Source organism: Variovorax robiniae (genome assembly GCF_037889955.1).
Taxonomy (GTDB): domain Bacteria; phylum Pseudomonadota; class Gammaproteobacteria; order Burkholderiales; family Burkholderiaceae_C; genus Variovorax; species Variovorax robiniae.
Genome location: NZ_JBBKZS010000003.1, coordinates 191,902 through 217,993, shown reverse-complemented (window position 1 = coordinate 217,993; position 26,092 = coordinate 191,902). Strand labels below are relative to the sequence as shown.

At 66.1% G+C, this 26,092-nt stretch carries 21 protein-coding genes, 1 pseudogene and 1 riboswitch; of the genes and pseudogenes, 13 read left to right on the top strand and 9 right to left on the bottom strand.

The window, feature by feature from the left end; all coding sequences use genetic code 11:
• Positions 1-105 precede the first annotated feature (105 nt).
• Genes WKW79_RS09175 through WKW79_RS09165 form a run of 3 tightly spaced genes read left to right on the top strand, consistent with a single transcriptional unit; the run spans position 106 to position 4,999 of the window.
• Positions 106-2,115, top strand: a complete 2,010-nt coding sequence (locus WKW79_RS09175) for an acyltransferase family protein (RefSeq protein WP_340334830.1) — start codon at positions 106-108, stop codon at positions 2,113-2,115.
• 22 nt (positions 2,116-2,137) lie between these two features.
• Complete coding sequence (locus WKW79_RS09170) at positions 2,138-4,009, top strand: glycosyltransferase family 2 protein (protein WP_340334829.1); 1,872 nt, start codon at positions 2,138-2,140, stop codon at positions 4,007-4,009.
• A gap of 6 nt (positions 4,010-4,015) precedes the next feature.
• Positions 4,016-4,999 (top strand): glycosyltransferase family 2 protein, encoded by a 984-nt coding sequence (locus WKW79_RS09165; protein ID WP_340334828.1) that lies wholly within the window; start codon positions 4,016-4,018, stop codon positions 4,997-4,999.
• An 8-nt stretch (positions 5,000-5,007) separates the two neighbouring features.
• Here WKW79_RS09165 and WKW79_RS09160 read toward each other — a convergent pair whose 3' ends face one another.
• On the bottom strand, positions 5,008-5,760 hold the full coding sequence (locus WKW79_RS09160; RefSeq protein ID WP_340334827.1) for a glycosyltransferase family 2 protein: 753 nt from the start codon (positions 5,758-5,760) through the stop codon (positions 5,008-5,010).
• Between the two features lie 44 nt (positions 5,761-5,804).
• Here WKW79_RS09160 and WKW79_RS09155 point away from each other — a divergent pair, with 44 nt between their 5' ends.
• The 5 genes from WKW79_RS09155 to WKW79_RS09135 all read left to right on the top strand — a co-directional run bounded on the left by WKW79_RS09155 (position 5,805) and on the right by WKW79_RS09135 (position 11,408).
• Entirely contained in the window at positions 5,805-6,899 is a 1,095-nt protein-coding gene (locus WKW79_RS09155) for a glycosyltransferase family 4 protein (protein ID WP_340334826.1), read from the top strand.
• Between the two features lie 71 nt (positions 6,900-6,970).
• On the top strand, positions 6,971-7,864 hold the full coding sequence (argB, locus tag WKW79_RS09150; RefSeq protein WP_340334825.1) for an acetylglutamate kinase: 894 nt from the start codon (positions 6,971-6,973) through the stop codon (positions 7,862-7,864).
• A gap of 177 nt (positions 7,865-8,041) precedes the next feature.
• Positions 8,042-8,689, top strand: a complete 648-nt coding sequence (gene slmA / locus WKW79_RS09145; RefSeq protein ID WP_422823850.1) for a nucleoid occlusion factor SlmA — start codon at positions 8,042-8,044, stop codon at positions 8,687-8,689.
• Between the two features lie 134 nt (positions 8,690-8,823).
• The gene (locus tag WKW79_RS09140) at positions 8,824-9,894 is read left to right on the top strand and encodes a bifunctional nicotinamide-nucleotide adenylyltransferase/Nudix hydroxylase (RefSeq protein ID WP_340334824.1); all 1,071 of its coding nucleotides are present in this window, start codon (positions 8,824-8,826) and stop codon (positions 9,892-9,894) included.
• Positions 9,895-9,959: 65 nt separating this feature from the next.
• Positions 9,960-11,408: a nicotinate phosphoribosyltransferase gene (locus WKW79_RS09135; RefSeq protein WP_340334823.1), complete on the top strand. Its 1,449-nt coding sequence runs from the start codon at positions 9,960-9,962 to the stop codon at positions 11,406-11,408.
• Between the two features lie 134 nt (positions 11,409-11,542).
• Here the strand turns inward: WKW79_RS09135 and WKW79_RS09130 are convergent, their stop codons facing one another.
• The 4 genes from WKW79_RS09130 to WKW79_RS09115 all read right to left on the bottom strand — a co-directional run bounded on the left by WKW79_RS09130 (position 11,543) and on the right by WKW79_RS09115 (position 15,931).
• Positions 11,543-12,601 (bottom strand): malate/lactate/ureidoglycolate dehydrogenase, encoded by a 1,059-nt coding sequence (locus WKW79_RS09130; protein ID WP_340334822.1) that lies wholly within the window; start codon positions 12,599-12,601, stop codon positions 11,543-11,545.
• Between the two features lie 6 nt (positions 12,602-12,607).
• On the bottom strand, positions 12,608-13,540 hold the full coding sequence (locus WKW79_RS09125) for an SMP-30/gluconolactonase/LRE family protein (RefSeq protein ID WP_340334821.1): 933 nt from the start codon (positions 13,538-13,540) through the stop codon (positions 12,608-12,610).
• A 68-nt stretch (positions 13,541-13,608) separates the two neighbouring features.
• Entirely contained in the window at positions 13,609-15,135 is a 1,527-nt protein-coding gene (locus WKW79_RS09120) for a UxaA family hydrolase (RefSeq protein WP_340334820.1), read from the bottom strand.
• Positions 15,136-15,223: 88 nt separating this feature from the next.
• Positions 15,224-15,931 (bottom strand): FadR/GntR family transcriptional regulator, encoded by a 708-nt coding sequence (locus WKW79_RS09115; protein ID WP_340334819.1) that lies wholly within the window; start codon positions 15,929-15,931, stop codon positions 15,224-15,226.
• A 176-nt stretch (positions 15,932-16,107) separates the two neighbouring features.
• Between WKW79_RS09115 and WKW79_RS09110 the strand changes: the two genes are divergently transcribed.
• The 3 genes from WKW79_RS09110 to WKW79_RS09100 are packed head-to-tail and all read left to right on the top strand — an operon-like array spanning position 16,108 to position 18,495.
• Positions 16,108-16,842, top strand: coding sequence for an SDR family oxidoreductase (locus tag WKW79_RS09110; RefSeq protein ID WP_340334818.1), 735 nt, complete (start codon positions 16,108-16,110; stop codon positions 16,840-16,842).
• Positions 16,839-17,594: an SDR family NAD(P)-dependent oxidoreductase gene (locus WKW79_RS09105; RefSeq protein WP_340334817.1), complete on the top strand. Its 756-nt coding sequence runs from the start codon at positions 16,839-16,841 to the stop codon at positions 17,592-17,594. The genes WKW79_RS09110 and WKW79_RS09105 overlap by 4 nt, the downstream gene beginning before the upstream one ends.
• A 49-nt stretch (positions 17,595-17,643) precedes the next feature.
• A complete protein-coding gene (locus WKW79_RS09100; protein ID WP_340334816.1) occupies positions 17,644-18,495 on the top strand; it encodes a fumarylacetoacetate hydrolase family protein in 852 nt (283 codons plus the stop codon).
• Positions 18,496-18,658: 163 nt separating this feature from the next.
• Here WKW79_RS09100 and WKW79_RS09095 read toward each other — a convergent pair whose 3' ends face one another.
• The 4 genes and pseudogenes from WKW79_RS09095 to WKW79_RS09080 form a co-directional block, all read right to left on the bottom strand.
• Positions 18,659-19,930: a D-amino acid dehydrogenase gene (locus WKW79_RS09095; RefSeq protein WP_340334815.1), complete on the bottom strand. Its 1,272-nt coding sequence runs from the start codon at positions 19,928-19,930 to the stop codon at positions 18,659-18,661.
• Positions 19,931-19,957: 27 nt separating this feature from the next.
• A riboswitch (glycine riboswitch) is annotated at positions 19,958-20,066 on the bottom strand.
• A gap of 153 nt (positions 20,067-20,219) precedes the next feature.
• Positions 20,220-21,212, bottom strand: coding sequence for a Bug family tripartite tricarboxylate transporter substrate binding protein (locus WKW79_RS09090; protein ID WP_340334814.1), 993 nt, complete (start codon positions 21,210-21,212; stop codon positions 20,220-20,222).
• Between the two features lie 2 nt (positions 21,213-21,214).
• Positions 21,215-22,300 (bottom strand): annotated as a pseudogene (gene add / locus WKW79_RS09085) (adenosine deaminase).
• A 90-nt stretch (positions 22,301-22,390) separates the two neighbouring features.
• Entirely contained in the window at positions 22,391-23,362 is a 972-nt protein-coding gene (locus tag WKW79_RS09080; protein ID WP_340334813.1) for a LysR family transcriptional regulator, read from the bottom strand.
• Positions 23,363-23,557: 195 nt separating this feature from the next.
• On the opposite strand from WKW79_RS09080, the gene WKW79_RS09075 reads away from it, so the two are divergent.
• Positions 23,558-24,235: a TetR/AcrR family transcriptional regulator gene (locus tag WKW79_RS09075; protein ID WP_340334812.1), complete on the top strand. Its 678-nt coding sequence runs from the start codon at positions 23,558-23,560 to the stop codon at positions 24,233-24,235.
• Between the two features lie 45 nt (positions 24,236-24,280).
• Positions 24,281-26,077 (top strand): acyl-CoA dehydrogenase C-terminal domain-containing protein, encoded by a 1,797-nt coding sequence (locus tag WKW79_RS09070; RefSeq protein ID WP_340334811.1) that lies wholly within the window; start codon positions 24,281-24,283, stop codon positions 26,075-26,077.
• Positions 26,078-26,092 lie beyond the last annotated feature (15 nt).

Below are 26,092 nucleotides of genomic sequence, written 5' to 3'. Positions count from 1 at the left end.
CTGTGTTTCGCAGGCCTCGTCGGCTGTGCATTGCGAAGATAATCACGATCCCGCTGCGCAACACCGCGGCGCCGACCGGGCCAATCCTTCCCGACCCGTCCCAGCATGCCGCCACACCCAGAAGCGCCCCACCTCCTTCATCCGAAATACCGCCCCGACATCGACGGCCTGCGGGCGATCGCCGTGGTCTCCGTGCTCGGGTTCCATGCGTTCCCGGCCGAGGTGCGCGGCGGCTTCATCGGGGTGGACATCTTCTTCGTGATCTCGGGCTTCCTGATCTCCACGATCATTTTCGGCAGCCTCGGCGGCGCGGGCTTCAGCTATCGGGAGTTCTACGAAAGGCGTATCCGCCGCATCTTCCCGGCGCTGCTGCCTGTGATGGCGGCGACTTTCGCATTCGGCTGGTACGTGCTGCTGTCGGACGAGTTCCGGCAATTGGGCAAGCATTTGATGGCGAGTGCCGGCTTCGTGCAGAACCTCGTGCTGTGGGGCGAGGCAGGCTACTTCGACACTGCGGCCGAGGCCAAGCCCTTGCTGCACCTCTGGTCGCTGGCCGTGGAGGAACAGTTCTATATCTTCTGGCCAGTGCTGCTCGGACTGGTCTGGCGCTGGAAGGGGCCGCGCGGGCTGGTGTTCTGGATGAGCGTGGCCGCGGGCCTGTCCTTTCTGCTGAACGTGGCCGGGGTGCACCGGCATGCCGATGCGACCTTCTACTCGCCGCTGTCGCGCATCTGGGAACTGGCCGCCGGCGCATTGCTCGCGCATGCCCATTTGCGGCGGCTGCCGGGGACGCGTGTCAGCGGCGCGGGGCTGCGCAGCCTCGCCGGCCTGGTCTTTATCGGGCTGGGCCTGGCCATGATCCAGAAGGGCAAGGCCTTCCCGGGTTGGTGGGCGCTGCTGCCGATCCTCGGGGCCTGCCTGTGCATTTCGGCGGGCATGGGCGCGTGGCTCAACCGCCATCTGCTCGGCTCCAAGCCCATGGTCTGGATCGGGCTCATCAGCTATCCGCTGTACCTGTGGCACTGGCCCTTGCTGGCCTACGCGCGTGTGGTGGAGGGCGGCACGCCGCATCTCGCAACGCGTGTCGTCGCCGTGGCGGCGGCGGTGGCGCTGGCCTGGCTGACCTATCGCTTCATCGAGCAACCCATCCGCAAGAGCAAGGGCACGGCGGCCATTCGCTGGCTGGTGATCGGCATGCTGGTGCTGGCCACGGTGGGCGCGATCGCGTTCTCTCGTCTCCTGCCGCCGCGCAACAGCGACCCCGCTTTGCAGGCGATCATCTCGGCCGGCACCGACTGGGACTACCCGGGCAGCATGAAGGAGATCGCGGTCGACGGCCAGCCGGTCTACCGCATCGGCGAGGGCAAGGGTAATGTGCTGCTGCTCGGCGACAGCCATGTGGAGCAATACGGCCCGCGCGCCCTCGAGATCGCGCGCACCGAGCCGGGTCGATTGCAGAGCCTGTACTTCGCCACGCGCGGCGCCTGCCCGCCGATCCCGAACCTTGTGGAAGACCGCGACCCGGGCTGCCCCGAGCGCGTGCAGACCCTGCTGAAATTTGCGATGAGCCCGCAGATCGACACGGTGGTGCTCGGCGGCTGCTGGGCCTGCTACTTCGATGTCGGCCCCCAACCCCCGCCGCCCGATGTGCCCGCGCCTGACCACTACTATGTGCGCGAAGGCGGCACGCGCCACATGCTTCGGGGCGGCGACGGCGTGGACCGCGCATTCGATGCGCTGGCGGCCAACATCCGAACGCTGAAGGCGGCAGGAAAGAAGGTGTTCCTGGTGCTCAACATCCCGGTCGACGGCGAGTTCGAACCCAAGGCGCTGATCAGCGGCAGCCGCCTCGGGCACATGTCGGCCGCGCGCAAGTCGCCGACCGCGCAGGTCACGCCGTCGCAGCAGGCCATCCACGATCGGCTCAAGCGCGTGGCGGAGGAGAACGGTGCCATCGTGATCGACCCCATGGCCACGCTCTGCACGCCGCAAGGCCAGTGCACGCGCACCGATGCCGACGGCGTGACGATCTACAAGGACGCATCGCACGTGCGGGCGCGCTGGGTGAAGCAGTTCGCCACCTTCCTCGACCCCGCCATCACGCAGCCGAAATAGACGTGCATACCAAGGAAGAACCATGGCGACGAAACGTCTAGCCCAACTGTTCCGCATCGCCGGCAAGGCCGTGCAGCACGGGCCACGCCTGATGGGCCGCATGCCACAGGCTTTGCGCGTCTATCGCAAGGCGGGCCGCCAGGGCGTGATGTGGGAGTTGCGCCGGCGCACGCGGCCGGGCAACAACTATGCGGCCTGGGTGCAGGCCCATGACGTGCTGAGCGCCGAGCAGCGCGCCGCCATCGTCGCGCGCGTGGCCGCGATGACGGCGACGCCGCTGATCTCGGTGCTGATGCCCACCTACAACCCCGACCCGGTCTGGCTGCGCGCGGCCATCGAGTCGGTGCGCTCGCAGCTCTATCCGCATTGGGAGCTCTGCATCGCCGACGACGCCTCGCCCAATGAGGCAGTGCGTGAGGTGCTGCGCCAATACAGTCAGGACGATGCGCGCATCAAGGTCGTGTTCCGCCCCAAGAACGGGCACATCTCGGCCGCATCCAACAGCGCGCTGGAGGTGGTGAGCGGGCCCTGGATCGCGCTCATGGACCACGATGACCTGTTGGCCGAGCATGCGTTGTTCTGGGTCGCCGATTGCATCGAGAAGCATCCCGATGCGCGCCTGATCTATTCCGACGAAGACAAGATCGACGAGAAGGACCAGCGCTCCGACCCTTACTTCAAGCCCGACTGGAATCCCGACCTGTTTCGCTCGCAGAACGTGTTCAGTCACCTGGGCGTGCTGTCCACCGAACTCGTGCGCGAGGTGGGTGGTTTCCGCCAGGGTATGGAAGGCTCGCAGGACTGGGACCTGGTGCTGCGCTGCATGGAACGCATCGGCCCGCAGCAGGTGCAACACGTGCCGCGCGTGCTGTACCACTGGCGCATCCATTCGGAGAGTACGGCCCGCTCGATGAATGCCAAGCCCTATGCGGCCGTGGCCGGCGAGCGCGCACTGAACGAGCACTTCGAGCGGACCGGCGTGCGCGCCACGGCCGAGTACGTCGGCTTCGGCTATCGCGCCCATTACGCCTTGCCCGATTCGCCGCCGCTGGTGTCGCTCGTCATCCCCACGCGCAACGGGCTGGCGCTGACGCGGCAGTGCATCGATTCGATTGTGCGCAAGACCTCGTACAAGAACTACGAGATCCTGATCGTCGACAACGGCTCCGACGACCCTGCCGTGCTGGCGTATTTCAAGGAACTGGCAACGCGGCCCGACTTCCGCGTGCTGCGCGATGACAGCCCGTTCAACTATTCGGCGCTGAACAACATGGCCGTGGCGCAGGCCCGCGGCGAAGTCGTGGCGCTGGTCAACAACGACATCGAGGTGCTCTCCGCGGACTGGCTTTCCGAGATGGTGAGCCTGGCCTTGCAGCCCGGTGTCGGCGCGGTCGGCGCGCGGCTCTGGTATCCGGACCTGACCTTGCAGCATGGGGGCGTGGTGCTGGGCCTCGGCGGTGGTGTGGCGGGCCATGCGAACAAGGGGCTGCCCAAGGGCTTGAACGGTTATGCCGGGCGGGCCGCACTGATCCAGTCCTTCTCGGCGGTGACCGCCGCGTGCCTGGTGGTGCGCAAGTCCGTCTATGAAGAGGTGGGTGGTCTCGACGAGGAGCGATTGAAGGTCGCCTTCAACGACATCGACTTCTGCCTGCGACTGCGCGAGGCGGGCTATCGCAACGTGTGGACGCCGTATGCCGACCTGCTGCATCACGAATCCGCCACGCGCGGCGAGGACATCGCACCGGAGAAGCGCGAGCGCTTCCTGCGTGAGGAGAACTACATGAAGTCGCGTTGGGCCGAATTGCTTCGGCATGACCCGGCCTACAACCCGAACCTCACCGCTGACGCCGAGGACTTCAGCTACGCGTGGCCGCCGCGCGTCGAGGCGCCCTGACGCCCCATGAACAGTCCGTCCGTCTCGGTCGCCCTCTGCACCCGCAACGGCGCACGCTACCTCGCCGCGCAGGTCGAGAGCGTCTGCGCGCAGGTGCCTCCGCCGGACGAGATCGTGGTGTCCGATGACGAATCGCGTGACGACAGCATCGCCATCGTCCGCGCGACGCTTGCGCGACATGGCGCGACGGCTCCTGCATTGACCGTGCTGGAGAACCGGCCGGCCCTCGGCGTGACGCGCAACTTCGAGCAGGCGATCCGCGCCTGCCGTTCCGAGTTGATCGCCCTGTGCGACCAGGACGATGTCTGGCATGCCGGCCGCCTCGCGCGGATAGTGGACGCGTTTCGCTCTCGCCCGGAACTGCTGTTGCTGCATTCCGATGCAAGGTTGGTCGATGGCGAACTGGCGCCATTGGGCTCGACCCTGTTCGAGGCGCTCGAAGTCAAGCCCTCGGAACTCGCCGGCATTGCTTCGGGGCAGGCCTTTGCCGTCCTGCAGCGGCGCAACCTCGTCACTGGCGCTACCACCGTGTTCCGCCGCAGCCTGCTGTCCGCCGCGCTGCCTTTCCCGCCCGAGTGGGTTCACGACGAATGGCTCGCTGCCATCGCGGCCGCGACGGGCCGCATGGATGTGCTGCCCGAGCCCCTCATCGACTACCGCCAGCACGCCAGCAACCAGATCGGCGCGCGGCGCCCCACGTTGCGCGAAAAGCTGGCCAAGGCGATCGCGCCGCGCGGCACCAAGCATGCCGAGCGCCTGCGCCGCGCCGAGGTGCTGCTCGATCGCCTCGCATCGCTGGGCCCGCAGGTGCCATCGGCTTGCTTGCAAGCGCAGCGCGAGAAGGTGGCGCACCAGCGCTTCAGGACGGAGCTGCCGGCCTCGCGCTTGATTCGTTGGGTGCCTGTCTTGCTGGCCGCGGCGCGCGGCCGCTACGAGCGCTTCGACCGCGGCTGGCAGTCGGTGGCGCAAGATCTGCTGGAGTCCGGTTGACGCGTGGCCTATGCCGGCGGCAACGCGCGATAGCGCCAGAACGCCGACGACGTCCACACCCTCAGCAAGCTGCCGACATGCCAGGACAGATGCTGTCGGCTCGCATGGCTGGCCCGCTGGGCTTCATGGCGCGCGAGCAGGTTCTCGCCGACCTGCAGCTTCCATCCCGCGAGCCGCACACGCGCACAAATGTCGAAGTCCTCGCCATACATGAAGAAGCGTTCGTCGAAGCCCTTGATCTGTGCGTAGGCCTGGCTGCGCAACAGCATGAACAGGCCCGGCACCCAGGCCGGGACGGAAGGGATCGCATAGCCCGGCCGCCTGCGCGTGAGGATCTCCAGCGGCGTGATGATGGCCCGGTGTTGCTCGGGCGCCGTCTTCCCGGGTTCGAGGATGCGCGGCGTGAGAAGGCCGGCATCCGGTGCGGCTTGCGCGACGAGCGGCGACAGCACGTCGTTGTCGAAGCGCATGTCGGGGTTCAGCACCAGGAACCAGTCGGTGCCGCAGTGCGCGAAGGCCTGGTTGTGGTTGGCGCCGAAGCCCTTGGGCGTGGCGTTGTCGATGCGCTCGACCGGAAAGCCCCACTGCATGCCGGCGGCCAGGTCGGGCTCCGGAATGTTGGTCGTGAGCACGACCTTCTCGATCACGGCCGCGCAGTGCCGGTCCAGTTGCGCCATCAGCGGCAGGATCAATGCCAGTTGGCCGTGGCTCACGATCGACACCGTGATGGGCTTTGCGGGGCTGGAAGCGGGCGTGGGCATGGTCTAATTTCGGTTGGGAATTCTAGGTTCCCGTTCCACCCCCAATGATTGCCCTGATCGTCATCAGTTTCTTCGTCTCGGCGATTGCCGTGCTCGCTTTCATGCGCCGTGGGCGCCGCCATGCGCGACGCTACGGGCACGACATGCCGCAGCGCTTCCACAAGGGCCATGTGCCGCGCCTCGGCGGGGCCGGCATTTTCATCGGTACCGGCGTGGCCTGGCTTGCGGCCGGGTGGCCTGGCGATCCGTTCAATGTGCGCTGGCCGGTCACCGCCTCTGGCCTGATGCTGCTGTGCATTGCGCCGGCGGTGCTTGGCGGCATCGCGGAGGACGTCACGCAGAAAGTGCCGGTCCGCGTCCGCCTGGCGCTCACGATCGGGTCGGCGCTGTTGCTGTGCTGGCTGCTCGACCTGGGCGTCTATCGCACCGGCTTTGCCACTGTAGACGGCTGGATGCAGGCCGTGCCTTATGCCGGCATGCTTTTGGCGGCGTTGGCCATCGGCGGCTTGCCGCATGCCTTCAACATCATCGACGGCTACAACGGCCTGGCCGGCACGGTGGCGGTGCTGGTCTGCCTCGCCATCTCTCATGTGTCGCTGCAGGTCGGCGACCGGCAACTCGCCGCGATGGTCATCTGCATGGTCGGCGCGACGCTGGGCTTTCTCATGTGGAACTACCCGCGCGGCAAGATCTTCGCGGGCGATGGCGGCGCCTATGTCTGGGGCATCGTGATCGCGGTGGCTTGCGTTTCGCTGGTCAAGCGCAACCCGACCGTATCGCCCTGGTTCCCGATGCTGCTGCTGATCTACCCGGTGTGGGAGACGCTGTTCTCCATCTACCGCAAGCTGGCGCGGGGCCAGTCGCCCGGTACGGCGGACGCGCTGCACTTCCACCAGTTGATCTTCCGCCGCATCGTGCGCGTTGCCTTTGCCGATGACGAAGCCCGCCAACTGCTGGCCCGCAACAACCGCACCTCGCCCTACCTGTGGATGTTCGCCGCGCTGTCGGTGGTGCCGGCGGTCCTGTTTCGCAACAACACGATCGCGTTGATGCTGTTCTGCCTGCTGTTCGTCGCGACCTACGTCTCGGCCTACCTGATGATCGTGCGCTTCAAGGTGCCGCGCTGGCTGCGCCCATAGGCTCCCCGCGGTTCCGCGGCGTTTCACGAAATGGCTGCAAAATCCGCGCACTCCGTTTTTGAGTGACTTCCATGACCGATCACATCCAGAACATCCCCCCGCGCGACAAGGCCGAGATCCTGGCCCAGGCGCTGCCCTACATCCGCAAGTTCCACGGCAAGACCATCGTCATCAAGTACGGCGGCAATGCCATGACCGATCCGGAATTGCAGGCCGATTTCGCCGAGGACGTGGTGCTGCTCAAGCTGGTCGGCATGAACCCGGTGGTGGTGCATGGCGGCGGCCCGCAGATCGAGGCGGCGCTCAACAAGCTCGGCAAGAAGGGGCACTTCATCCAGGGCATGCGCGTCACCGATTCGGAAACCATGGAAGTGGTCGAGTGGGTTCTGGCCGGTGAGGTGCAACAGGACATCGTGGGCCTGATCAACCAGGCCGGCGGCAAGGCGGTCGGCCTGACCGGGCGTGACGGCGGCCTGATCCGGGCGCAGAAGCTCAAGATGCCCGACCGCAACGACCCCGACCTACACCATGACGTGGGCCAGGTTGGCGAGATCGTCGCCATCGACCCCAGCGTGGTGAAGGCGCTGCAGGACGACGCCTTCATCCCGGTGGTCAGTCCGCTCGGCTTCGGCGCGGACAACGAGAGCTACAACATCAATGCCGACGTGGTCGCCGGCAAGCTGGCCACCGTGCTCAAGGCCGAGAAGCTCATGATGCTGACCAACACGCCGGGCGTGCTGGACAAGGAGGGCAAGCTGCTGACCAACCTGAGTGCGCGCGAGATCGACGAACTGTTTGCCGACGGCACGATTTCGGGCGGCATGCTGCCCAAGATCGAGGGCGCGCTCGATGCGGCCAAGAGCGGCGTCAATGCGGTGCACATCATCGACGGCCGGGTGCCGCATGCCATGCTGCTGGAAATCCTCACGGACCAGGCCTACGGCACGATGATCCGCGCCCGCTGAAGCGCCCGGCCCCGGTCTGCCGGCCGGGCGGCGTTCGTAATGCCTTCGGATTAACCCGGAATCCGGGCCTGTTTGTGTGCAAATGTTGCAGATTACGCACGCCATGGTACGTTTCCAGTAGGCGCGTACTAACTAGCGTGTGCGAGAATCATTTCATTACATATTTGCTCGGCACACATGCAGCACGACGAAGAGTCAGGCGATCACCGCGAGGCAGTTCCGGCTGAAGTCCATTCAGCCGGCCCGCGCAAGCGTCCCAAGCCGGGGGAACGGCGCGTGCAGATCCTGCAGGCGCTGGCCACCATGTTGGAACAGCCGGGTGCGGACCGGGTCACGACCGCGTCGCTGGCCGCCAAGCTCGACGTGAGTGAGGCCGCGCTTTATCGGCACTTTGCCAGCAAGGCGCAGATGTTCGAAGGGCTCATCGAGTTCATCGAGCAAAGCGTGTTCACGCTGGTCAACCAGGTCACCGAGCGCGACGGGACGGGCAGCGAGCAGGCCGCCCGCATCATTTCCCTGCTGGTCCAGTTCGCGGAAAAGAATCCCGGCATGACGCGCGTCATGGTCGGCGATGCGCTGGTCTACGAGAACGAGCGCCTGCAAAACCGAATGAACCAGTTCTTCGACAAGATCGAATCCACCTTGCGCCAAGCCCTGCGCGATGCGGCCACGGCCGAAGGGTCGGCCACGCCCACCGTCGATGCGCAAGTGCGCGCGGCGGCGTTGACGGCCTTTGTGGTGGGGCGACTGCAGCGCTACACCCGCTCGGGTTTCCGGCGCATGCCGTCGGAACATCTGGAAGCCAGCGTCGGTTTGATGCTCTGAGCCTGCGCGGCAGGGCTGATGCGTTTTTCACACGCCTTGTGTGAAATTCGCGGCCGCGTGTTGAACGATCCAAACGCCGGTGCTATCGTGAGCGCAAGCGCGAGTTGATCGCGCCAATTTTGGGGGATTCCCAAGTGAGCACACGCAAGTACCCGTACGCGGTCGTCATCGGCCGTTTCCAGCCCGTCCATTTCGGTCACCAGAGACTCATCGAGGAAGCCGCACGCGCGGCTGATCGCGTCATCGTGGTGGTCGGCTCCGACCGCACACCGCGCAGCGCGAAGAACCCGTTCACCTTCGACGAGCGCGAGCGCATGGTGCGCGCCTGCCTGCGCAGTGCCGACCAGATGCGCGTGAGTGTCGTCGGGGTGGGCGATTCGCCCTACAACGACCAGCTCTGGATCGCATCGATCCAGTCCGCGGTCGACAAGCTCATCGTGCAGGATGGGCACAAGCCCGCAAAGACCAAGGTCGCGCTGGTCGGCCATCTCAAGGATGCGTCGAGCTACTATCTCAAGCTGTTTCCGTCCTGGGAGTTCGTCGGCCTGCATGCGGTCGAGAGCATTCACGCGACCGATGTGCGCAACCTCTACTTCGACCCGGAGATGCGCGGACAACTCTCGCCTTCCGATCTGCCCGATGGCACGGCTGCGTTCCTGGACCGCTTCACGCGGACCGAGGACTACGCGGCTTTGTGCGAAGAGCGCGCCTTCCTCATCGACTACCGCGACAAGTACCGCTATGCGGGCAGTGAGTTTCCGCCGATCTACACGACGGTCGATGCGGTGGTGGTCGAGGCGGGACACATCCTGCTGGTGCAGCGCAAGTTCCATCCCGGCAAGGGGACGTGGGCCTTGCCCGGCGGCTTCGTCGGGCAGCACGAGCGGCTGCAGGATGCGGCGGTCCGCGAACTGAAAGAAGAGACGCGGCTGAAGGTGCCGGTGCCCGTGCTCAACGGCAGCATGAAGGCCAGTCATGTCTTCGACGCGCCGGAGCGCTCGCAACGTGGACGCACCATCACGCACGGCTTCTTCTTCGAGTTGTCGCACAACCAGTGGACGGGCCTGTCGGACGTGCGCGCGGACGACGACGCGGCTGCGGTGCGCTGGGTGCCGATCGCGGAGTTCCTCGACATGCAGGAGTGCATGTACGAGGACCACTTCTTCATCGCCAACCACTTTCTGGGCGGCCTGGGCAAGCACTGAGCGCCTGGGCCATTTTGTAGAAACGGCGCCTGGTTGACGGGCGCCAAAGTGAAAGGAGCTTTCACATGTCTCGCAGCAATTTCTCCCCTTCGTCGCTCGGCAGCAACCTGCTGCTGCGCACCGACTCCTACAAGGCGTCGCACTGGATGCAGTACCCGCCCGGGACGCAGACGGTGTTCAGCTACATCGAGTCGCGTGGGGGCGCGTTCAGCCATTCGCTGTTCTTCGGTTTGCAGGCTTACCTGCGCGAATACCTCTCCACGCCGGTGACGATCGACGACGTCGACGAAGCCACGGCGATCATGGCCGCGCATGGCGAGCCCTTCAATCGCGAAGGGTGGCTGCGTCTCATCGAGAAGCATGGCGGGCGCATGCCGGTGCGCATCCGCGCCGTGCCGGAGGGCAGCGTGGTGCCGGTGCACAACGTGCTCGCGACCATCGAGAACACCGACCCGGATTTCTTCTGGCTCACCAGCTACCTCGAAACCGAACTGCTGCGCGCCATCTGGTACCCGACCACCGTGGCCACGCTGTCGGCTGCGGCCAAGGCGACGCTGCTGCGTTACCTCGAAGCAACCTGCGACGACCCGCAAGGGCAGATACCGTTCAAGCTGCATGACTTCGGCGCGCGCGGCGTGTCGAGCCTGGAATCGGCGGCGCTCGGTGGCTTGGCCCACCTGGTCAACTTCATGGGCACCGACACCGTGATCGCGCTGGTCGCGGGGCGGCGCTATTACGACTGCGACATGGCCGGCTTCTCGATTCCCGCGGCCGAGCACAGCACCATCACCGGCTGGGGGCGCGAGCGGGAGTCGGATGCGTACCGCAACATGGTCGCGCAGTTCGGCAAGCCGGGCGCCTTGTTTGCCGTGGTGAGCGACAGCTACGACATCTTCAATGCCTGCGACCGCATCTGGGGCACCGAACTCAAGGACCTGGTCGTGCAGTCCGGCGCGACGCTCGTGGTGCGGCCGGACAGCGGCGAGCCGGCCGAGACGGTGCTCAGGGTGGCGAACATCCTCGCGGCGCGCTTCGGGACCACGACCAACAGCAAGGGCTTTCGCGCGTTGAACAACGTGCGGATCATCCAGGGCGATGGCGTGACCCTCGACTCGTTAAGGCTGTGCCTGTCGAACCTGTACCACAACGGTTTCTCTGCGGAAAACATCGCCTTCGGCATGGGCGGCGGGCTGTTGCAGCAAGTCAACCGGGACACGATGCAGTGGGCGATGAAGTGCTCGGCGATGCAGGTGGAGGGGGTGTGGCGGGATGTGTGGAAGTCGCCTGTGGGGGACATGGGGAAGGCTTCGAAGAAGGGGCGGATCACGCTCACGCGCACCGCGGCTGGAAGCGTTGCGGCTTGCCGCCTCGATGATCTGCCGGATGGTCAGGCCGACATGCTGCAGACCGTGTTCGAGGATGGCGAGATCGTGCGGCAGACCACCTTCGACGAAGTGCGGGCACGTGCGGCGGCGGGTGTGGGGCAGGTGATCACGTCGCGCGCGCCGCTTTGACTTGGTCTTTCCCCTCTCCCTTTGGGAGAGGGCAGGGTGAGGGCACTGGGCCTTGGCAACCGGCGCGGCCTTTGCAATCGCCCGGTGCCCTCACCCCAACCCTCTCCCGGAGGGAGAGGGAGTAAGGCAGCAAGTCAGGCGACGGTCACGCCGACCTTCGCGCCTGACGCAACGATCTCGCCCCAGGTCGCGTCGTCGAGCCAGATGCCTTCGACCTCGCGCGCCACGCGCGCCGCACGCTCCGGTTCGCCCGCAATCTGCACATGGTCGTAGCCCGCGCCCGGTGGGCTTTGGCGCAGCCAATCGACGAAGGCCGTCGCCTCCTGCTCGAAGGCTGCTTGCGTGCCCAGCTTCGAAGGATCGATCAGCACCGTCAGCATCCCGTTGAGCACGGTCCGCGCGGTGTCCGCCGGCCGATGCCAGGTGCCGCCGCCGGTGAGCGCACCACCGAGCAGTTCGCAGGCCATCGCCATGCCATAGCCCTTGTGCTCGCCGAAGGTCATCAGCGCGCCGAACAGCCCGTTGCTCTGCGGCACCACCACCACGCCCGGGTCGTTGGTCGGCGCGCCGTGTTCGTCGATGAGATAGCCATCGGGCACGCGCACGCCCTTGTTGTGGGCGACGCGCATCTTGCCCTGCGCCACCCGGCTGGTCGCGAAGTCGAGCAAGAAGGGCTCTGCGCCCGCCAGCGGAATGCCGATGCAGCACGGGTTGGTGCCGAAGCGCCCGTCACCACCACCCCACGGCGCCACGACCGGCCGCGACAGCACGTTGACGAAGTGCATCGACACCAGCCCCTGCGCCGTCGCCATCTCCGCGAAGTGACCGATGCGCCCCAGGTGGTGCGCGCTGGCCAGCGTGAAGATGCAACTGCCGTGCTGCTTCGCACGCGCGATGCCCAGCTCCATCGCCTGCACGCCGACGATCTGGCCAAAGCCGTGCTGGCCATCGAGCGACATCATGGTGCCGATGTCGATGTTGACCTTCACGGAGGCGTTCGGCGTGAGGCCGCCTTCGGCAATGGCATCGACATAGCGCGGCAGCATGCCCACGCCATGCGAGTCATGGCCGCTGAGGTTGGCCAGCACCAGGTTGTCCGCGACCTGTTGCGCTTCTTCCGGCGTGCTGCCGGCCGCCTTCAGGATGTTGGCGCACTGGGTGCGCAGGACGGCGGCTGCAAGGGTTTGGGGCATGGGGATTCAGAGTCCTCTGGCGTTCAGGTAGATCGAATACAGCGAGGTGGTCGCGGTGATGAAGAGGCGGTTGCGGCTGACGCCACCGAAGCAGACGTTCGACACCACCTCGGGCACGAGGATCTTGCCGATCAAGGTGCCGTCGGGGTCGTAGGCATGCACGCCATCGGCTGCGCTGGTCCAGAGGCGGCCCTTGGTGTCGATGCGGAAGCCGTCGAACAGGCCGTTGGTGCAGTCCGCGAACAGCGTGCTGGCGCCGAGGCTCTTGCCATCGGCATTCACCTTGAAGCGGCGGATGTGCTTGGGCGCGGCGTCGTCATGGCTGGCGCCGGTGTCGGCGATGTAGAGCATCGATTCGTCGGGCGAGAAGGCGAGGCCGTTGGGCTTGACGAAGTCGTCGGCCACCTTCTCGACGGCTCCCGTCGTCGGGTCGACGCGGTAGACATAGCAGCCAGTCACTTCCTGTTCGGCTGCGAGACCTTCGTAGTCCGACAGGATGCCGTAGCTCGGGTCGGTGAACCAGACGCCGCCATCGGAATGCACGACCACGTCGTTCGGCGAGTTGAGCCGCTTGCCCTGGTAGTGCGAGGCCAGCACGGTCTGCGTGCCGTCGGGCTCGTTGCGCACCACGCGCCGGCCCAGGTGCTCGCAACTGATCAGTCGCCCCTGCCTGTCGACCGTGTTGCCGTTGGTGTTGTTCGACGGCTGGCGCCACAGGCCGACGGTGTTGTTGAGTTCGTCGTACCGCATCATGCGGTTGTTGGGAATGTCCGACCACACCAGCGTGCGGTGCGCCGCGAACCAGGCCGGGCCTTCGCACCAGCGCCCGCCGGTCCACAGGCGCACGAGGCGCTCGGGGCCGGGGATGCAGGTGTTGAAGCGCGGGTCCAGGCGCTCGAAGCCCGTACCGTCGAGGATGCCGAAAGCGGTGGTGGCCATTCAATGTCTCCTTCTTCGTGTGAGGTCTTGGTTGAAAAGATGGGCCCGCGCGACGATGGCCCTGCGCGCTACATCACGGCGCCGACTTGCCAGGGCACGAACTCGTTCTGCCCGTAGCCGTGTTTCTCGCTCTTGCTGTGCTCGCCCGAGGCGGTTGCCAGCACCAGCCGGAAGATGCGCTCGCCCATCTCCTGGATCGAGGCTGTGCCGTCGACGATCTCGCCGCAGTTGATGTCCATGTCTTCCTCCTGCCGCTTCCACAGCGTGGAGTTGGTCGCGAGCTTGAGCGAAGGCGAGGGCGCGCAGCCATACGCCGATCCGCGGCCGGTGGTGAAGCAGATCATGTTGGCGCCGCCGGCCACCTGGCCCGTGGCGCTGACCGGGTCGTAGCCGGGCGTGTCCATGTAGACGAAGCCATGCGCCGTCACCGGCTCGGCGTATTCGTAGACGGCCTCGAGATTGCTGGTGCCGCCCTTGGCGACCGCGCCGAGCGACTTCTCGAGGATGGTGGTGAGCCCGCCGGCCTTGTTGCCGGGCGAGGGGTTGTTGTTCATCTCGCCTTCGTTGATGGCGGTGTAGTGCTCCCACCAGGCGATGCGATCGACCAGCTTCTGGCCGACCTCCCGCTTGACCGCGCGGCGCGTCAGCAAATGCTCGGCGCCATAGACCTCGGGTGTCTCGCTGAGGATCGCGGTGCCGCCATGCGCCACCAGCAGGTCGACCGCATGGCCCAGGGCCGGATTCGCGCTGATGCCCGAGTAGCCGTCCGAGCCGCCGCATTGCAGCCCGATCGTGATGTGCGACGCGCTGCAAGGTTCGCGCTTGACCGCGTTGGCGCGCGGCAGCATCTCGTTGATGAGCGCGATGCCTTTCTCGACCGTCTTGCGGGTGCCGCCCGTGTCCTGGATGTTGAAGGTGCGGAAGTTCTCGCCTTCCGACAGCGAGCCTGTCGCCAGCCAGGCGTTGATCTGGTTTGCCTCGCAGCCCAAGCCCACCACCAGCACGGCGGCGAAGTTGGGATGCGTCGCGTAGCCCGTGAGCGTGCGCTCCAGGATCTGCATGCCGAAGCCTTCCGTGTCCATGCCGCAGCCGGTTCCGTGCGTGAGCGCAACGACGCCGTCGACGTTGGGATACGCCGCCAGTGCGGAAGGATTGGTCTTGCGCGAGAAGTGGTCGGAGATCGCGCGTGCCGCGGTGGCCGAGCAGTTCACGCTGGTCAGCACGCCGATGTAGTTGCGCGTGGCGACGCGGCCATCGGCGCGCTTGATGCCGAGGAAGGTCGCCTCCCGCAGCGGTTGCACGGGCTTCACGTCCGCGCCGAAAGCGTAGTCGCGTTCGAAGTGGCCCTTGTCGGGTCCCATGTTCAGGTTCTGCGTGTGCACATGCTCGCCGGCCGTGATCGGCTTGCTGGCAAAGCCGATGATCTGGTTGTAGCGGCGAACCGGTTCCCCGGTGGCGATGTCGCGCATCGCGACCTTGTGGCCGGCCGGGATCAGGCCGCGCACCGCAACGCCTTCGACGGTGGTGCCGCCGACCAGTTGCGCGCGCGCGATGACCACGTCGTCGGCGGGATGGAGTCGGATAAAGGGGGTCATCGTGTTTTCTCCTGTGTGGGCAGGGCGTGAATTCGTGGGGTCAGGAAAGGATTCTTCGGCAAGCGCATTACCAATGGAGTGATGCGGGTCAGGCGGCCTTGGCGCGCCTCCAACTGGCGCTGTAACGTTGATGGGACTTGTCCATGTGCGCATGCATCGCGGCACGCGCTGCATCGGGGTCGCGCGCGACGATCGCGTCCACAATGGCATCGTGCTCCGTGATCGCATGGCGCCAGGACACGGCGTTCTCGAAATAGCCGCCGAGCCGCGTGAACAGCGGGCCGTCACGCGAATCCCAGAAGCCCTGCACCGTCTCGACCAGCACCGCATTGCCGCTGGCCTCGACGATGGCGACGTGGAAGGCGCGGTCGCCTTCCAGCGGCATGACGCTCTGCTCGGACTGTGCACGCATGTTGTCGACGGCGCGGCGCATCGCGTCGAAGTCGCGCTTCTTGCCATGCATCGCGGCCAGTGCGGCGGTCTCGCCCTCGACCACGCGCCGGGCGCGGATCAGTTCGAGCGGGCCCCATTCGGTGACCTCGACGGCAGCGCTGGAACGCTTCGATCGATCGAGCACGTACACGCCTGATCCCGTGCGCACCTCGACCCAGCCTTCAACCTCCAGCGCGATCAACGCTTCGCGCACCGAGGGCCGGCTCACACCCAGCTCGCGCGCCAAGTCGCGCTCCGCCGGCAGCCGCGCGCCGGGCGCGAATTCGCCCTTGGCAATGAGTGCGCGCAACTGGTCGGCGATCTGCCGGTACAGGCGCTTGGGTTCGATGGATTGCAGGGGCACGGGGATGCGCGTAAGGTCGCGGGGCGTTTCAGGCCGGATGTTAAGGGTTGTCCTTAATTGGACAAGTGGTAAGGCCAATTCAGAATACGATCCCGGCCTCGCCGCAGCCATCGGGCGAAACCCTCGGCGGCCGTACCTCTCGGCAACTCGCCACCTCATTCCATCCAGGAGACAGCATGCGACTCAAAGGCAAGACGGCCCTCATCACAGCGGCCGGGCAGGGCATCGGCCGTGCCACCGCGTTGGCCATGGCGGCCGAAGGCGCGCAGGTGTGGGCGACCGACGTCAACCCGAAGTTGCTGGAGAGCTATGCCGGCACCGCCAACGTGCAGACGTTGGTGCTCGACGTGCTCGACAAGGCCGCGATCCAGGCGCTGGTGGCGCGCATGCCGGCGATCGACGTGCTGTTCAACTGCGCGGGCGTGGTGCACAACGGCCCGATCCTGCAAGCCACCGATGCCGATCTCGAGTTCGCCTTCAACCTGAATGTGCGCGCCCAGTTCTGGACCATCCAGGCCGTGCTGCCGCGCATGCTCGCCGCAGGCGCGGGCAGCATCATCAACATGGCCAGCGTTTGCTCCAGCATCAAGGGCCTGCCCAATCGCAACGTCTACGGCACCACCAAGGCGGCGGTGCTTGGGCTGACCAAGAGCGTCGCGGCCGACTACGTGGCGCAGGGCATCCGCTGCAACGCGGTGTGCCCTGGCACCGTCGACACGCCCTCGCTCGGCGAGCGCATCAATGCCAACGAAGACCCGGTAGCCGCACGCAAGGCCTTCATCGCGCGGCAGCCGATGGGCCGGCTGGCGCAGGCCGAGGAGATCGCGCCGGTGGTGGTCTTCCTCGCGAGCGACGAGGCGGTGTTCGCGACCGGCCAGGCCTTCTCGGTCGACGGCGGCATCACGATATGAACCGCCTCGACTTCGACGGCCGTCATGCGGTCATCACGGGCGGCGCAACCGGCCTCGGCTTTGCCATTGCGCAGCGGTTGCTCGATTCAGGCGGCAGCGTCACGCTGTGGGACCGTGACGCAGCGGCCGTGGAAGCGGCGGCGCAACGGCTCGGTGCAAATGCCAAGGCCGTCGCGGTCGACGTGTCCGATGCGGCCGGCGTGGCCAAGGCCGTGCAAGCCACGCTCGCGCAGCGCGATGCGGGCGGCGTGGTCGATGCGCTGGTCAATTCCGCCGGCATCACCGGTCCCAACACGAGCGTGGCCGACTATCCCGTCGATGCCTGGCGCCAGGTGCTCGACGTCAACCTCACCGGCACCTTCCTCTGCTGCCGCGAATGGGTGCCGCACCTGCGCGAACGGCCCTGGTCGCGCATCGTCAACATCGCATCGGTTGCGGGCAAGGAGGGCAATCCGAATGCCAGCGCCTACAGCGCCAGCAAGGCCGGCGTGATCGCGCTGACCAAGTCGCTCGGCAAGGAGTTGGCCAGCACCGGCGTGCGCGTGAACTGCGTGACGCCGGCGGCGGTGAAGACCGCGATCTTCGACCAGATGAAGCCGGAGTTCATCGCCTTCATGCTGTCGAAGATCCCGATGGGTCGCTTCGGCACCCCGGAGGAGATCGCGTCGATGGTCGCGTGGCTCTGCACCGAAGACTGCGCGTTCTCGACCGGCGCGACCTTCGACCTGTCCGGCGGCCGGGCCACCTACTGACCCGCTGCGCTGACTACACTTCCCATCCCTCTCTGAAAGGACTTTCGACATGAAACTTGTGCGCTACGGCAAACCCGGCAAGGAAAAGCCAGGCCTCATCGACGACAACGGACAACTGCGCGACCTCAGCGCCGTGATCCCGGACCTGGGCGGCGCCCAGCTCGACGACAAGGTGCTGGCCAAGATCCGCAAGCTCAAGACCGACAAGCTGCCGCTGGTCAAGGGCAAGCCGCGCCTGGGTTGCCCGGTGGCGAACACGAGCAAGTTCATCGCGATCGGCCTGAATTACGCAGACCATGCGGCCGAGTCCGGCATGCCGATCCCGAAGGAGCCGGTGGTGTTCACCAAGGCCATCAGCTGCATCCAGGGTCCGGACGATCCGGTGATGCTGCCCAAGGGCTCGGTCAAGGGCGACTGGGAAGTCGAACTGGGCGTGGTCATCGGCAAGCGCGCACGTTGGGTGTCGCAGAAGGAAGCGCTGGATTTCGTCGCGGGCTATGTGCTCGTCAACGACGTGAGCGAGCGCGAATGGCAGCTCGAGCGCGGCCTGACCTGGGACAAGGGCAAGGGCTTCGACACCTTCGGCCCGATCGGCCCGTGGCTCGTCACGCGCGACGAAGTGCCCAATCCGCAGAAGCTCGGCATGTGGCTCGACGTGAACGGCGAGCGCATGCAGACCGGCAACACCAAGACCATGATCTTCAACGTCGCCAAGCTGGTGAGCTACGTGAGCCAGCTCAATACGCTGGAGCCGGGCGACATCATCACCACCGGCACGCCGCCGGGCGTGGGCATGGGCAAGAAGCCGAATGCCGTGTTCCTGAAGAAGGGCGACGTGATGACGCTGGGCATCGACGGCCTGGGCGAGCAGCGCCAGGAAGTGGTGCCGTTCAAGCTCTGACCGCTGAGAGTTGAATACGGGAACCGGACGCAGAGGACGCGACGGTTCCGCGAAGGACGCGAAAGGAATTCAGAAGCTTTTCTTCTGGATTCTTCGCGTCCTTTGCGTTTCTTGGCGACCTTCGCGTCTGGTCAAGTCCGCGTGCGGCGATGTTTCAATGCACTCAACGCTGGAATGCGAAATCGACCTCGGGCGCCAGCCCGCTCACGATGTGCGCGATCGACTTCCCCGACCCACAGGCATGCGTCCACCCCAGCGTGCCATGCCCCGTGTTCAGGAAGAAGTTCGGCAGCTTCGTCTTGCCGATCATCGGCACGTTGCTCGGCGTGGCCGGGCGCAGCCCGGTCCAGAACTGGGCCCTCGTCGTGTCGCCGGCACCAGGAAACAGTTGCTCGACGCGCCGCACGATCGCCTCGCAGCGGATGCGATTCAGGTCGCGGTCGTAGCCGTTGAGCTCGGCCGTGCCGGCGATGCGCATGCGGTCGCCGCGACCGTCATCCGAGGTGTAGCGTGAGAACACCAACTTGAACTCATCGTCCGTCAGCGAGACCTGGTAGGCCTTCGACGCGTCCTTCACCGGCAGCGTCACCGAATAGCCCTTGGCCGGGTAGATCGGCAATTCGATGCCCAGCGGCTTCGCATAGATCGGGCTGAGCGAGCCCATGGCCATCACGTATGCATCGGCTTGCAGGCGCTGGAAGCGGCCCTCGATGTCGGTGGCCTCCACATGCTCGACCTTGCCACCGGCCTCGCGGATCGCGGTCACGGTGTGGCTCATGAGGAACTTCACGCCGGACGCTTCGCAGAGCTTGACCAGTTCGCGCGCGAAGCGGTTGGCGTCGCCCGATTCGTCTTCGGCGGTGTAGGTGGCGCCGGCCAGTTGCGGGCGGATGTGGGCCAGCGCGGGTTCGAGCTTGACTGCTTCATCGGCAGAGATCACCAGCCGCTCGCAGCCCAGCGCACGCATCTGTTCGGCCGGCTTCAAGGCGCCGTCGAACTCCTTCTGCGTCGTGTAGAAGTGCAGGATGCCCTGGGTGCGCTGGTCGTAGCCGATGCCGGTGTCGCTGCGCAGGGCCTGCAGCATGCTGCGGCTATAGGTGCCCAGTCGCACGATCTGCTCGATGTTGTGCCGGGTGCGTGCCGGCGTGCACTCGCGCAGGAACTGCAGGCCCCACAGCCACTGGCGCATGTCGGCGCGGATACGGAACAGGAGCGGCGCGTCTTCCTTGCCCAGCCATTGCAGCACCTTCATCGGCGCGCTGGGGTTGGCCCAGGGCTCTGCATGACTGACGGAGATCTGGCCGCCGTTGGCAAAGCTGGTTTCGGCGGCGGGGGTGGCCTGGCGGTCGACCACGGTGACTTCATGGCCGAGCTTCTGAAGGTAATAGGCCGAGGTGACGCCGAGCAAGCCGGCGCCCAACACGATCACGCGCATGGGAGGTCCTTTGAAATGATTTCAAAAGCCGCTCCCCCTGTCCTTGTTACCTGAGAGTTTCGACCGCCGCGCCCGCGGGGGTGTTGCTCCTTCGGTGCATCGGGCGTGTGCCAGATGGCTCTCCAGACGGCGATATCGATGGGTGCAGTACACGACCCTGCGAAAGGTCGACCTGAGCGTTCATGGGAGTTTGCGCCTTCGGTGGAGCGGCCTGGCCGCTCGCTCTCCTGCGGTCGGGATTCTAGGTTCGGCGTCCCGGATCGCCAACACTCCACCGCAGAAGACCGTACTAATCGACCTGGATGTGACCTTGCGACACCACGCGCGCGAACTTCGCGTCCTCGCCTTGCAGGAACTTCGCGAACTCCACCGGGCCGAGGCCCAGGCGCGTGCTGCCGGACTCGTTGAACTTCTGCTGCAGGTCCGGTGTCTGCAGGATCTCGCCCAACTCCTTGTTGATGCGAGTCACGATGGCCATGTCCGTGCCGGCCGGCGCGAACACGCCTTGCCACACGGACACGTCGGCACCCTTCCAGGCCGGCACCTGCGCAAGCGGCGGCACGCCCGGCATCGCGGGCGATGCGGTGTCGCTCATCACGCCATACGCGCGAATCTTGCCCGCCTGCACCTGCTGCATCACCATCGACAGCGGCAGCACGGCCAGGTCGATCTGGTTCCCCGCGAGGTCGCTCACGATCTGTGAGCCGGCACGGTACGGGATGTGCACCATCGAAACGCTGCCGCGCTGCTTGAGCAGTTCGCCGCCCAAGTGCAGCGAAGTGCCGACGCCGGAGGTGGCGTAGCTGTACTTGCCGGGGCTCTTCTTGATCGCGGCGAACAACTCGGTGGCGTTCTGCGCCGGCAGGTCCGGCTTGCCGACCAGCACCAGAGGCTGCGAGCCAAGCAAGGACACGGGCTGCAGGTCCTTCAGGCCGTTGTACTTGACGGTGGCGGGCGTGACCATCTTCGCGATCACGATGGTGCTTTCCACCGACAGCAGCAGCGTGTAGCCGTCGGGCTTGGCGCGGATGGCCTTCTCGGTGCCGATGACGCCGCCCGCGCCGGTCACGTTGTCGATGACGACGGGCTGTCCGAGACGCTTCGCAAGTTCCGGTGCGATCCAGCGGGCCACCACGTCGACGTTGCCGCCGGCGGCATAAGGGACGATGAGCGTGATCGGCCGGCTGGGCCAGGTGTCGGCCAGCGCGGGGAACGCGGCGGCCATCGCCAATGCAGCGAGGGAAGCGCGCAGCGCGCGACGGCGGGAAGTGTGGAAGGTCATGGTCAGTGGACGGTGGAGGTTGCCTGAAGGACGGAAGCGCGATGCGGAAGCGACGCCAGCGAATCGGCCTTGAGTTGCAGGATCTGACGCTCGAACTCGAGGCGCATGGAAGCCTTGGTGTCCTGGCCGAGCCAGCACGCGTCCACGCCACCAAGGCTCAGCGCCGTGGCCTCGCGCCAGCCCCAGCCAAGGCCTTCGATGACGTGACACCAGGTGTGCGCCATGTCGGTGTGGAACATGGTCGGGTCGTCAGTGTTCAGCGTGATGCGCAGGCCGGCGGCACGCATCGCCTCGATGGAATTCAGGCGCCGCGGCAGGTTGGCCGAGACACTGGTGATGCCGCAGGTGGTGAAGTACACGCCGCTGTCGCGCGCCCGCTGCACGGCCTCGGGGCTGGCCATGAGGTTGTAGCCGTGGTCGAGGCGGTCGCAATGGAGGAGGTCGAGGCAGTCATAGAGGTGCGACGGGGGCGCCTCCTGCAAGGTCTGGTTGTCCTCGCAGACGTGCGCCGTCCTGTGCAGGCCGGCCTGCTTGGCGCGCCGGTACAAGTCTTCGAAGTTCGCCGGCGGCCCGGCGCGTTCAGGGCCGTCCAGCCCGATGCCGACCACGCGCTCATGCCGATGCGCGAGCACCATGTCCATTACCTCGTCGGCGTTGGTGGGGCTCCATTCGCGGTCGAAGGCGGCCAGCAGCAGGACCGAAACCGGGAAGTCGCGTTCAACCGCCTCGATGCCGGCGACCAGGCCTTCGACCTGGGTGGCGTAGCTGACGCCGTTGGGCAAGAAGTACTGCGGGTTGAAGGAAATCTCCAGGTGCCGGACATTGCTGCTGCGGAATGCGTCCTCGACGGCCTCGTAGATCACGCGTTAGAAGTCGGTGGCGCGGCGCAGCACGCTGGAGACGAGGCGCAGGACCTCGATGAACTCATAGAAGCCCTTGTAGGCATAGAGCTGGTCCACCGCGCGCGGCAGCGGCACGCCGTATTGGGCGGCCAGCGCGGCCAGCGTAGACGGGCGCAGCGCGCCGGTCAGGTGGCAATGCAGTTCCACCTTGGGCAACCGGGCGATGAGTTCCTGGGTCGAGAGCATGTCGGGGACGTCCTTCAATCCTTCGAATGGCGAACTTCCGACGATAGGCAGTGCCCGTCTGCAACGCCAGACCGCGCGCCGTGATGCAGGTTATGGCGCCGGTGTTATGGGCTCGTTCTTGAGCGCCCGCGCAGTAGCGACCAACTCCGAGCGGAACCAGGCGAGCGCGCGATTGCGGTGGCTGCGTTCGTGCCAGACCATCCGAAAGCGCAGCGGCTTGATCGGCGCCGGGAAGGGCACGATCACCAGCCCTGCGTCGGCCACCAGTTGTCCCGCCAGCAGCCGACCGGTGGCAAAGACGAGGTCGCTGCTGGCCAGCATCTCCGCGGCAAGGCCAAGGTATTGCGTGCGCACCGCCGTGTGAACCGAGACGCCGAGTTCCGACAGCAGTGCGTCCATCACGGTCCCCTGGCCCGGCACCTGCTCCAGCGTGGCGAGGTGCGCCGCACGGCAATAAGCGTCGAGCGTGAGCGGCGCCGCGGCCAGCGGGTGGCCCCTGCGCATCACGCAAACGAAGTCGTCGGCCAGCAGCGGCGTGGCGCGCAGGTGCGGCGGCAGTTCGGGCCAGACCGTGATGGCCGCGTCGATCTCGCCTTCTCCGAGTTGCTTGTAGTGGTCGAAGCGTTCGCCGAGGCCGCGGATGACGATCTCGACCTCCGGCGCGGCCTGCGTCACGCGCCGCACCAGGTCGGCATAGAAGCGGCGCGGCAGGAAGTCGTAGGTGGCGAGGATGAAGCGCGTGCGCGCGATCGCGGGGTCGAAGGCGTCGGCGCCGTCGTGCAGCAGCGAGAGGTCCGAAAGGATGCGGCGCACCGGCGCGCGCAGGGATTCGGCGCGCTCGGTCAGCACCATGCGGTTGCCGACGCGCACCAGCAGTGGGTCGCCGGTCAGGCTGCGCAGCGCGCGCAGGTGCCGGCTGATGGCGGGTTGGGCGATGCCCAGGCGGGCGGCGGCGCCGGACACGCTCGCTTCCAGCAGCAGGGCATGCAGCGTGCGGATCAGCGACTCGTCGAGCCGGCGGTCGGACTCGGTCTCGATGGGGGTGGCGGAGGGGTTCTTCACGGGCGGCGCTCCCTGGTGGCGCCTTGGATCATAGGCGGGCGCATCGCCTTCGACGGCTGTGATTCGTGTCGGCGGAGACGGCATCGAAAGTCGCCAAGTCGCGCAATAGTCCACCAAACTTCGGGGGCTTTGCGCTTCTGCCCGATCCGGTTTCACTGCAAAATAGCACGACCGTTCGTTTTTAAATAAGCATTCATGTCCGCCACCGCCGTGTCCACGAAAGGCTCCCGCACCGCCCAGAAAGGCCAGCAGACCAAGGCCGCGATTGTCGACGCTGCCCTCAACCTGGCCGCCCAGATCGGGCTCGAGGGCCTGTCGATCGGCGCCGTGGCCGAACTCACGCAGATGAGCAAGTCGGGCGTCTTCGCCCACTTCGGCTCGCGCGAGGAGTTGCAGATCTCCGTGGTCCGCGAGTATCACGCCCGCTTTGAGCAGGAGGTGTTCTACGCCGCCATGTCGTCGCCGCGCGGCCTGCCTCGCCTCTGTGCCATGTTCGACAACTGGATGAAGCGCACCTCGGTCGAGATCGACTCGGGCTGCATCTACATCAGCGGCGCCACCGAATTCGACGACCGCCCGGGCCCGGTGCGCGATGCGCTGGTCGAGTCGGTCAGCATCTGGCAGGCCGCCATGTTCCGCGCCGTGCAACAGGCCACGGCCGAGGGCCACTTTCGTGCCGACATCGACGAGCGCCAGATCGCCTTCGAGATCCACGGCCTGATCCTCGCGTCCCACTACGAAGCACGCTTCCTGCACACGCCGGGCTCCATCGAGCGGGCGCGCAAGGGCTTCGAAAACATCCTCAACCGCTTTGCGACACCGTCCGCACCGCGGCTCTCGCCCACTCAGCCGGCGCCTTCGCGCCAAGGCTGATTCCTTTTTCATTCTTTCAATCGACCTGCTCAGGAGCTTTCGCACATGCCTTCCTACACCCCGCCGCTGCGTGACATGCAATTCGTGCTGCATGAAGTCTTTCATGTGGCCGATGAATTCAAGGCCATGCCCAAGCATGCCGAGACCGACGTCGACACCATCAACGCGGTGATCGAGGAAGCCGGCAAGTTCGCTTCCGAAGTGACCTTCCCGCTGAACATCTCCGGCGACGAAGAGGGCTGCACGCTCGACAAGTCCACGCACGAAGTCACCGCGCCCAAGGGCTTCAAGGAAGCGTATGCGCAGTTCGTCGAAGGCGGCTGGCCGGCGCTGTCGTGCGACCCGGCCTTCGGCGGCCAGGGCCTGCCCTACGTGCTGAACCAGTGCCTCTACGAGATGCTCAACAGCGCCAACCAGGCGTGGACCATGTACCCCGGCCTGTCGCACGGCGCGTACGAAGCCCTGCAAGCCCACGGCACGGACGACCAGAAGAAGACCTACCTGCCCAAGCTCACGAGCGGCGAATGGACCGGCACCATGTGCCTGACCGAACCGCACTGCGGCACCGACCTCGGCATGCTGCGCACCAAGGCCGAACCGCAGGCCGACGGCACCTACAAGATCACCGGCAACAAGATCTTCATCTCGGCCGGCGAACACGACATGGCCGAGAACATCATCCACCTCGTGCTGGCACGCCTGCCGGACGCGCCCAAGGGCAGCAAGGGCATCAGCCTGTTCGCGGTGCCGAAGTTCAACGTCAAGGCCGACGGTTCGCTGGGCGATCGCAACCCGATCTTCTGCGCCGGCCTCGAGCACAAGATGGGCATCCACGGCAACGCCACCGCACAGATCGCCATCGACGGCGCCATCGGCACCATGGTCGGCGAGCCCAACAAGGGCCTGGCCGCGATGTTCGTGATGATGAACGCCGCCCGCCTGGGCGTGGGCAACCAGTCGCTGGGCCTGACCGAAGTGGCCTACCAGAACGCGCTGGCCTATGCCAAGGACCGCATCCAGATGCGTTCGCTCTCCGGCGTGAAGGCCAAGGACAAGGATGCCGATCCGATCATCGTGCACCCCGACGTCCGCAAGATGCTGATGACCGCCAAGGCCTACGCCGAAGGTGGCCGCGCGCTGCAGGTCTTCTGCACGCTGCTGCTGGACAAGGAACACCACCATCCCGACGCGAAGGTGCGCAAGGAATCCGGCGAACTCGTCGCGCTGCTGACGCCGATCGTGAAGGCCTTCATCACCGACAACGGCCATATCTCGACCAACGCCTGCATGCAGGTCTTCGGCGGCCACGGCTTCATCAAGGAATGGGGCATGGAGCAGTACGTGCGCGACAACCGCATCAACATGATCTACGAAGGCACGAACACCGTGCAGTCGCTGGACCTGCTGGGCCGCAAGGTGCTGTCGAACAACGGCGCGACGCTGAAGAAGTTCGGCAAGCTGATCGGCGCGCTGGTCGCCGAAGAAGGCGTCAACGAGAAGATGAGCGAGTTCATCACGCCCATCGCCGTGCTCGGTGAGCAACTGACCAAGCTGACGACCGAAGTGGGCTTCAAGGGCTTCCAGAACCCCGACGAAGTGGGCGCTGCCGCTGTGGACTACCTGCGCGTGGCCGGCCACCTGGTGTTCGGCTACCTCTTCGCCCGCATGGCGCAAGTGGCGCTGCGCGAGATCGCGGCCGGCAACACCGACCCGTTCTACGTCGGCAAGCTGCAAACGGCGCGCTTCTACTTCGCCAAGCTGTTCACCGAGACCGCCACGCTGATGCGCAACGCGCGCACCGGCAGCAAGGTGTTGATGGACACCGACGCGGCGCTCGCCTGATCCAAGCAATACAAA